Here is an 8,857-nt window from a genome sequence, read left to right as displayed (position 1 = left end):
GGTCAACAAATGTAATTGTTACAACAGCTGAAGCAACAAATGCTTCTTTTCCTAAAGAATATGAACCTCCATATAAACCAGGAACTAAGGTAACTGAATTTACTACAACCAAACCAGAGGTGTTTGTAAGAGTTCATGGTAGTTCTAACAAAGTAGGAGGTTGGGTGATGAGTGAATCTGCTGTTAGAGGATTGTCTCCTGCTGAAATTCAGGCTAAATACAGCCCGCATCGAGTTCACAAGTTTTCGGGTCTGGTTGGGTGATGAGTGAATCTGCTGTTAGCTGTTAGAGGATTGTCTCCTGATGAAATTCAGGCTAAATACAGCCTTCCGGAAATTCCTACACATATTACAAAAGTTACAGTTCCTACAGGAACAAGAATGCGATCAGGTAGAGTTAACCCTATTTTTGGAGGAGCCGATGTGAATGCTAAACAATTTCAGCTGTTAGAACGTATTCCTATTGAAAATTATGGTGAATCAAAATTAATTAAATGTCCATAAAATGAAAAAAATAGAGATAGAAAGTTTTAAAGTCCAAAAAACACTATGCTATAAAGATTTAACAGTCATTTTATATGAGGTCCCCTTAAAAGTTATATTTAATAATAATATAATTTGTAAAGATTTTAATGGAGATATTGTGTGGCAGGTAAAAGATATTTTTGAAGGACTTCCACCACAAGATTCTCCCTTTATAAATATTGAGTCCTTTAATGAAAATAAGTTTATTGCATATAATTTTATTGGAGGGCAATATTATGTTTCAGTAAAAACAGGAGATTTAGAATTAATTAATAATTTAAGGTATTAATATTTTCAAGAACATGAAAAACGGCTTAAATTGTTAATACAAAAAACTGAATTTAATCAGCTCCAATAATACATTTAATAAGATTAGGCAAATGATAAACTTCCTAAAGAAGAAGTTTAATCATTTGCTTTTTCTAGTTCATTATTTAAAAAGAAGGTTTAATCCAAGTCATTCTTTCAACTTTAAAGGGAGGTACAAAAGTTTGAGCTTTTACAGCAGGTAAAGCAATTTCTTTTCTATATGCTTGATATACCGTTATTGTTTCTTTATCAAAAACAACTCTTATTTCTTTTTCTTTCATAGAATACAAATATAAACAAAAGCCAACTTTTAAAAGTTGGCTTTTGTTTATTTATAAAATTAGATTTATAAATTGATTTGTTTATCTTTTGGATATTTTACTTTATAGCTCACTCTGATTTTTTTAGTTTCGTTAGGTTTCAATTTTAATGTCCAGGTTAATACTCCCAATTCTTCATTATTAGATGCTTTATCGGATTGTAATAGTTCCACGGTTATATCTTTATGGGAACTAACCGGATACTGATCTTTTAACTGTAAATCAATTTCCTCTTTTTTGTTATTTCTAATGGTTATATCATAAGTGAATATCTGTTCTTTATAGGAAGAAAGAAACTTAGTTGTTGATAGTTCACTTACTTTCTCACGTTTTATAGATACTCTTTTATCTTTTCCCATGCTCAGATTAAGTATCTCTGACGTTTGGTTAGGATCTATTATTGTTTTTCCTACATATACTCCATCAAAAATTATGTTAGCTTCTCCAGTCAGAAAATTATATTTTGAATACTCTTTAATTTCTGCAATCAGATAAGAATCCATATCTAATTTTGGAACTGAATAATGTTTATAAAAGGCAGGAATTTTAGTTTCTGTCAATACTACACTATGTTGCTTTCCATTAGATAAAATTGTATATAAGGCATCTACTTCAAAAGAGATACTTAATTGATTTTCATTAATTACAGCATCTACTGTTTTTTGTTCAAAGCTTGCCTCTTCGTAATCTGCTGATATTGATTGAATGGAGCTCATTGACTGCGATGCTGACCTTGACTCCCGCGATATTGACTTTGAAAAACCACTATGTACGGAGTTGGCATACCTATTATTTATATAATCCAATCTCCATGTTTTAAGTATAGGTGCCTGATTATTTTGATTAGGAATACCACTTGATAAGGTTAATTTTACTCCATTCCAATCAATTCCTGTATTTTGGGAAATCATTGCTTTATAGTATAAGTCTATAGGTTTTGAAGTATCAGAAGCTCTCAAATCATAAATTGGATACCAGGAAGCATTATTTGTTAAGTATTTAATTTTTAATGTTGTTTTCACTTCCTGAGTGGACAATAATTGAATAATTAATTTTCCCGTAGATTTCTTATTTTCATTTTTATCCGGATTTATTTTGCTTTTTTTATCCAACTCTCCTAATAAATCAGACAGTTTTTCTTTTTGCTTATCAATAGTAAATATTTTGTCATTAATTTCTAATCTCTTAGAATTGTAATATTCTACTAGCTTAATTAGAGCATTAACATCTATTTTGGATTCCCCTCCATCCATCTTGTCATAAGTAGCTTTATTTTTATCAAGCAATTCGATAGTTTTTACATAAGAATTTTTCTCTAAATTTAACTTTTCTATCTGTTTTTTTACAAGTATAATACTATCGGAAATTCTTCTGATTTCAGGAGTTTCCTTATTATACTCTTTTCCATAATCTGTCGTATACTGCACGGAAACTACTGTTACATAAGGAGGTGCTGATATTTGAACTGTTTCTTCATAAATACTATTGGCAACATTGTCAATAACAACTTCAGTAGTTCCTGAAGAAAGGTAAACACCTGCTTCCTGAGAGATTTCAGCTACATTAAAATAAACGGTAGCTGCTTTTACCTTTCCTGTAGTAAAAATACTTTGTCCGTATCCCAAAGTACTTATAAAAAGACTTATCAAAATAAAATTTTTCATATTATATATTAATCATTAGTTTTTATACTATTTCCTGAATTTCTTTCTTTTTACCTAGCTTATAATCATTAATCATTATCGATATAGGCAATATATCATATCCTTTTTGATCTATGATTACAGAAACACGTTTATTATATCCGTTGGAATTATAAGATCCGAGTGACTTTAAAAGAGAATAATCGGGATTGTTGATATATTGAATATGGTAGGTTTCTAATACCTCTTTCCAATTAGCCAATATTTCAGGCGTTGATTCTGAGACAGCAAAATATCCTGCCCCCAAACCTCCTATTTTTGAGGATAAACTATCAAAGGAAGTGATATGCATGACACAGGACATCATAGACAGATGATGTTCAGATATTCTTTTAGTTATTAAAGAAGTATCAAATATACCACTATATGCTGCCGGATAAAAAGTTAACACTAGGATCATTCCCTGATAATCTGAAAGTTTCCTTCCTTCAAGTAAGATATTTGGTGCTTTATCTCCTATATTTATAGATGTTTCCTCCGGAAGGATTTTAGGATATGATATTCCCAATAATTCTTTAATTTTATATTCCAAAGGTTTTAAATGTTCTCCTTGTCCTCTATACTGATCATCTCTTAAAACGATAGTATTATCAAAATCCAGCAAAAACAAAACCGAATCTGACTGTGCTTCAAGTAAGGATGGAAGTTCCAGATTTTCTTTTAATGAACTACTTCTAGTAGGATATATCTGTATTCCTTCTTTATTGAAAAAAGATGACTTTATTTCTTGTTTACTTTTGCCAAAGAAAACAGTACCCTGTCCTTGATCTTCTTTCTGCTCTATTATTTGTCCTTTTCCTTCTTTATCTGTAATTAAAATAACTTCAATAGAAATATTTTCTCTATCCTTCAGATCAAAAGCGAGTTTTTTAACAAAATAGTTCCTGAATGCCTGAATAACCATTGAGGCATATTCTGTTTCTTCGGATATTGTAGGCTTAAAAACTACTATCTTCAGTGCTGATAAATTTTTTAATTCGTGATTAATTTCTCCTATTAGAATTTGTTTACGTGTTGCTGCCTGAAAAGGCAAAAATAAAAAAATCAAACATAAAACTAAAAACTTTATCATAAGTATATTTTTAATTATTTACTTACTTATTTTCCAAACTGTACCCTTTTTCTTTAGCAAAAGCTATAATGGATGAATTAATTGCATTTCCCAAGTCTTCTTGTATATCTTCTCCTGTTTTTTTCATTTCCTGATCTATATATTCTTCTCTTTTTTGAGATAATTCTGTAATCTCTTTTTGTATTTCTTCTCTCTGTTTTATTTTTTCTTTGACTAATTCTTTTAACTCCTGTTGTGTTTTATTTTGAAGTTCATTGGGCAAATCTTCTTTATTTATTTTGGAAATTGCTTTTTCATCTTCTTTCACCCTGTCTACTAAATCCCAGGAATCATTTTTATAAACAGTTTTAGATTTAGTTACAATCCTATCTGCATAATTTGAAGAAGATATATTTAGGGCATTTCGATCTTGAATAATCTGATTAGTTTGTTTAGCAGCACCCTCTTTTCCATATCCTATATAGGTTGAATTCAATTTTTCATTACATTCTTGTATTCTAAAATCATAAGGTGTCTCTATATATTTTATTTTTTGATTGTAATCTATTGTAAAATACTTGCCTTTTCCTTTATCTGCTCCTTCTTTCCAAAATCCTCTTATACCTTCTTCATATCCTCCACAATGAATAGTGTTTACATAAATATCTTTTTTAAGGGCATCGCTAATGGCTTCTATATATGAAATATTTCCTTGGTTGAAAGGTTCATTACCTGCTATATAAATTAATTTCATATCGGAAGGGTTATTTCCCCAATCTAATTTTTTTACGGCCTCATTTATTACAGCTCCACAGTATTCATAACCTCCATTGGTCTTTAAGGCAAATAAAGTTTCTGATAATAAATCCAGATCAGTGGTAAGTGGTGTTATCTGACGAATATATTTGGATGCTTCTGAGAGATTACTATTTCCATATTCATATAAGGCAATTTCTATCACCGGTGTTTTCCCATTATATTTAAGTGTTGTAAGAGTATTTATAATATTCCATAAACAAGATTTAGCCTGTTCTATCAGCCCATCCATGCTGCTGGATGTATCTAATAATAAAGCTACTTGAATTCTAGTTTCTTCAGTATTTTGATCTCTAACTTTTATGGTCTTATCTTCCAGAGAATATTTATTTTCTTTCCCTGAGAATTGATAATTTAAAGCAAAAATATTTAATAAAATAATTAAACTCAATTTTTTCATACTATTGATTTTTACTACTTACATTTATAGTAACAAAGCTATAAGTAAAAAAAATCTTTCTAGATTAAGAATGGGTAAATGGTCTATATGAATGGGTAAATTCTATAGTTAAAATGTTTAAAATTGTTTTACTTTACATTATTAAACTGATAATACTGTTATTAGATGTATTATAAATATTTATATAGCATTTTATTTTCAATTTTCTGGTGTTTATCTATCTATTCACAGGATACTCTGGGGAATAAAAGCATAAACATTAAAGATATAGGCGTTAACAGTGCTGCTATGCGACTATCGAAATCTTTGAATCAAAATAAAAGTGATGAAGAAGTTGCTAAAGAATATGAAAACCTTGCTAAAGAATTAATACGGAATAAAGAATATACAAAAGCTCAGGAATATCTGGAAAAAGCTAAAGCTTTATATTCAAAGAAAAAAAAGAAAAATGAAATAGCAACTCTCAGCAGAGGAATTGCACGAATACAGGAATCTCAGAATAATTTTTCAGAAGCAATTAGTAATTATGATGAAGCTAGTAAAAATTCTACTGATGTTACTTTTAAACAAATTAATTCTAATGATGCTAATCGTTTAAGGAACAATTCTAATCCTTCTATTCAATCTAATTATATACAACAAAATATTCAACTGGCAGAACAACAAAATTTATCTGATGAAAAAACGGAATCTTACAAACAACTAGCAGAGATAAATTTACAAAATAACCAAAAAGATTTGGCTTTAACTAATCTGGAAAAAGCCTTGGAAAATAGCAAAGATAAGACAACGGAAACAGCCATAAAACGCCAAATGGCTCAAGTTTATATATTAGATAATCAAATTGATAAAGCTATAAAAATTAATACTGAACTAATAAAAAATGTTCAAAAAGATAATGATATAAAGACGGAAATAGAACAGCTTCAAATTTTATCTTCAATTTATCTCAATAATAATAAAGAATCCGAAAGTATTGATTTACTTAAAAAGGCATATAATTTGGCTACAAAGAAAGGTCAAACCTATGAAGCTAAAAGAATTCTGGAACAACTTGTTACTATTTACCAAAATAAAAAAGAATATACTAAGAGTATAGAATTATATCAAACATTTTTATCTAATCTTGAACAGCTAATCAAATCTGACAGTTCTCTGGTAGACAGTAAACTTTTTGAGATAAGTGAAAGTAAAATTGTACAATTGGAAAAAGAGCGTATTCTCCAAGACGAATTATTAAGCAAAAAAAATACTATCACTTATTTCTTGATTACTTTACTCATTATCATTGCAATATTTTCTATTTTTATTATAAAGACTTTATATTCTATCAAAAAGAAAAATAAAAAAATCGCTTTACAATCTTTACGCAGAGAAATGAATCCACATTTTATATTTAACAGCCTGAATAGTGTTAACCAGTTCATTGCTCAGAATAATGAGTTAGAAGCTAATAAGTATCTAACTTCCTATTCTAAGCTCATGAGAAATATTATGGAAAATTCTAATAAAGATTTTATAAAACTGACTCAGGAGTTGGAGCAACTTAAAGAGTATCTGGGATTGGAGGAACTTCGTTTTCAGGATAAATTTTCATATTTTATTGAAGTAGATGAAAATCTGGATACAGACGCTACTTATATTCCTAATATGTTGATACAACCTAATCTGGAAAATGCTATATGGCACGGATTGCGATACAAGGAGGAGAAAGGATTCTTAAGATTATCCGTAAAGCAATTTAATGATAAAATTATAGTTACTATAGAAGATAATGGTATAGGATTAAAGCAAAGTACTGATAGTAAAACCGAGAATCAGAAACTGCATAAATCCCGAGGAATGACCAATACGAAAGATCGAATACTACTTCTTAATAAACTTTACTCTGTTTCAATAGAGCTAAAAATTTTTGAAAAGAGAAAACCTAAAACGGGAGTAATTGTAAAACTAATATTTCCAAAAAATATTAAAATTAAAAACAACTGATAAAATGAATAGATCTGTTCTACAACAAATTGAAGAAAAAGAAATCTAACTATTACATGCAATGACTGAAGGTAATATTCAGGTACTTGATAGTCTTAATACATGATGAATTGCTTTTTACTATTCCTAATGGTCAGGTGATAACTAAAGAGATGGATCTTGAATCTCATCGTACAGGAATTATAAAAGTTGATAAATGAAAAGCAAATAATCAGAAAATTAATTTTATCGGAAATGATATCGCTATAGACACTGTAGTTGTTAATATTAAAGGAGAAATGATGAAACCACCAATTGATCAACATAATCGTTATTTAAGAATTTGGAAAAACTTTACTAACGAATGGAAGATAATTGCCAGAAGCAGTACAATTATTAATTAATCGGAATTTTATATCTTTGATCTATGCTTTCAACTATAAAAAGTATTATTGTAGAAGATGAATCTGCTGCCAGAAATGCGCTAAGCAGTTATCTTTCAAAGTACTGTCCTCAGGTAGAAGTTATAGGGTTTGTCCAAAATTGTAAGGAAGCTATACATATTATTCATGATCTTGAACCTCAATTGGTCTTTCTTGATGTAGAAATGCCTTTTGGTAATGCCTTTGATGTTTTGGAGTCTTGTAAGGAACTTTATTTTGAGACTATATTTGTTACCGCATTTTCTGAATATTCCTTAAAAGCTTTAAATCAAAGTGCTGCTTATTACCTTCTTAAACCTATAAGTATTGAGGAACTGATTTTGGCAGTGAACAAAGTTCAACAACATATTCTTAATAAGGAAATTTTTAACCGGAACAAAATTATTGTTGAAAATTTTAAGGAATCTCATCCTGAAAAACAGCAAATTATTCTTCCTACTCTGGAAGGTTTTGAGGTAGTTAAGGCCGGAACTATTATGCGATTACAGGGAAATGGTAATTTTACGGATATTTTCCTTGCTGATGGATCTAAAAAAATGGTTTGTCGTTTTTTAAAACATTTTTCTGAACTTCTTTCCTACCCTTTTATACGTGTACATAAGTCCCATATTATTAATGTAAATTTCATTAGATCATATCATAAAAGCTCCGGTGGTTATGTCGTTTTAGATGATTCTACTGAAATAGAAATTTCATCCAGTTATAAACAAGAGTTTTTACAGCTTTTCAAAAATAAATAAGATATTTTACTGGTATTTTACTTCTATAATATACGGAATATTTATAATTTTCTCTTTCAATCAATTTTACAGATATTAGTTTGTACTGTTTAGCCCTATTAGTTTCCAATACCTCCCTATTCCATTTTAACTGTTATATTCTTTATCATTAATAGTTTTATAGCATTTGGTTTCAAGTATTACAATTTTATAATTATTATAGGTATAATCACACTGAACGTCCTTATCTTTTAAAGATCCTGTTAATATATTATCTTCGTCATAAGTATATTCAGTAACCATATGTTCTGATCCATCATCATCCTTGTAGTATATTTTTTACTACGTTACCTTCTAAATCATAACAAACAATGCTATTATAATCCTTATTCTGATAAATATCTTTTTTTACTATGTTTCCTTCTTCATCATAATTAAAAAACGTTTCTTCTATAGTTTCTGTTCCATAGTCTAATTTAACAGATTTGTAAAGCAATCCATTTTCACTGTAATAAAAATAGGTATCATTAAGATGATCTATATGCTGAATTAGAATATCTTTCTTAAAAAAATTCACATAATTAATATCATTTACCATACAATT

General features: G+C 28.8%; 10 protein-coding genes and 1 pseudogene. 5 read left to right on the top strand and 6 right to left on the bottom strand.

Annotated elements, in window-relative coordinates; translation table 11 throughout:
• From M3Z80_RS08160 to M3Z80_RS08150, 3 genes are all read left to right on the top strand, one after another.
• Positions 1–263 (top strand): hypothetical protein (locus M3Z80_RS08160; RefSeq protein ID WP_293919079.1); only part of this gene is annotated, 263 nt, incomplete at its 5' end.
• 3 nt (positions 264–266) lie between these two features.
• Positions 267–503 carry a hypothetical protein gene (locus M3Z80_RS08155; protein ID WP_293919078.1) on the top strand — a complete coding sequence of 79 codons (237 nt, stop codon included), beginning with the start codon at positions 267–269 and terminating at the stop codon, positions 501–503.
• 1 nt (position 504) lies between these two features.
• Entirely contained in the window at positions 505–813 is a 309-nt protein-coding gene (locus M3Z80_RS08150) for a hypothetical protein (RefSeq protein ID WP_293919077.1), read from the top strand.
• A gap of 145 nt (positions 814–958) precedes the next feature.
• Here M3Z80_RS08150 and M3Z80_RS08145 read toward each other — a convergent pair whose 3' ends face one another.
• From M3Z80_RS08145 to M3Z80_RS08130, 4 genes are all read right to left on the bottom strand, one after another.
• On the bottom strand, positions 959–1,114 hold the full coding sequence (locus M3Z80_RS08145) for a DUF4291 family protein (protein ID WP_293919076.1): 156 nt from the start codon (positions 1,112–1,114) through the stop codon (positions 959–961).
• A gap of 65 nt (positions 1,115–1,179) precedes the next feature.
• Positions 1,180–2,817, bottom strand: coding sequence for a DUF4139 domain-containing protein (locus M3Z80_RS08140; RefSeq protein ID WP_293919075.1), 1,638 nt, complete (start codon positions 2,815–2,817; stop codon positions 1,180–1,182).
• Between the two features lie 22 nt (positions 2,818–2,839).
• Positions 2,840–3,928: a hypothetical protein gene (locus M3Z80_RS08135; RefSeq protein WP_293919073.1), complete on the bottom strand. Its 1,089-nt coding sequence runs from the start codon at positions 3,926–3,928 to the stop codon at positions 2,840–2,842.
• A 22-nt stretch (positions 3,929–3,950) separates the two neighbouring features.
• Entirely contained in the window at positions 3,951–5,123 is a 1,173-nt protein-coding gene (locus M3Z80_RS08130; RefSeq protein WP_293919071.1) for a VWA domain-containing protein, read from the bottom strand.
• A 165-nt stretch (positions 5,124–5,288) separates the two neighbouring features.
• Here M3Z80_RS08130 and M3Z80_RS08125 point away from each other — a divergent pair, with 165 nt between their 5' ends.
• Together M3Z80_RS08125 and M3Z80_RS08120 are read left to right on the top strand one after the other, a co-directional pair.
• Entirely contained in the window at positions 5,289–7,112 is a 1,824-nt protein-coding gene (locus M3Z80_RS08125; RefSeq protein WP_293919070.1) for a tetratricopeptide repeat-containing sensor histidine kinase, read from the top strand.
• A gap of 406 nt (positions 7,113–7,518) precedes the next feature.
• Entirely contained in the window at positions 7,519–8,274 is a 756-nt protein-coding gene (locus M3Z80_RS08120; RefSeq protein ID WP_293919068.1) for a LytR/AlgR family response regulator transcription factor, read from the top strand.
• Between the two features lie 126 nt (positions 8,275–8,400).
• On the opposite strand, the gene M3Z80_RS08115 is transcribed toward M3Z80_RS08120, so the two are convergent.
• Both M3Z80_RS08115 and M3Z80_RS08110 read right to left on the bottom strand, forming a co-directional pair.
• Positions 8,401–8,556: a hypothetical protein gene (locus M3Z80_RS08115; RefSeq protein WP_293919066.1), complete on the bottom strand. Its 156-nt coding sequence runs from the start codon at positions 8,554–8,556 to the stop codon at positions 8,401–8,403.
• Positions 8,557–8,572: 16 nt separating this feature from the next.
• Positions 8,573–8,857 (bottom strand): annotated as a pseudogene (locus M3Z80_RS08110) (hypothetical protein); the annotation flags it as partial.

Source organism: Apibacter sp., assembly GCF_025291155.1.
Lineage (GTDB): Bacteria > Bacteroidota > Bacteroidia > Flavobacteriales > Weeksellaceae > Apibacter.
This window is presented reverse-complemented; position numbering and strand designations above follow the sequence as displayed.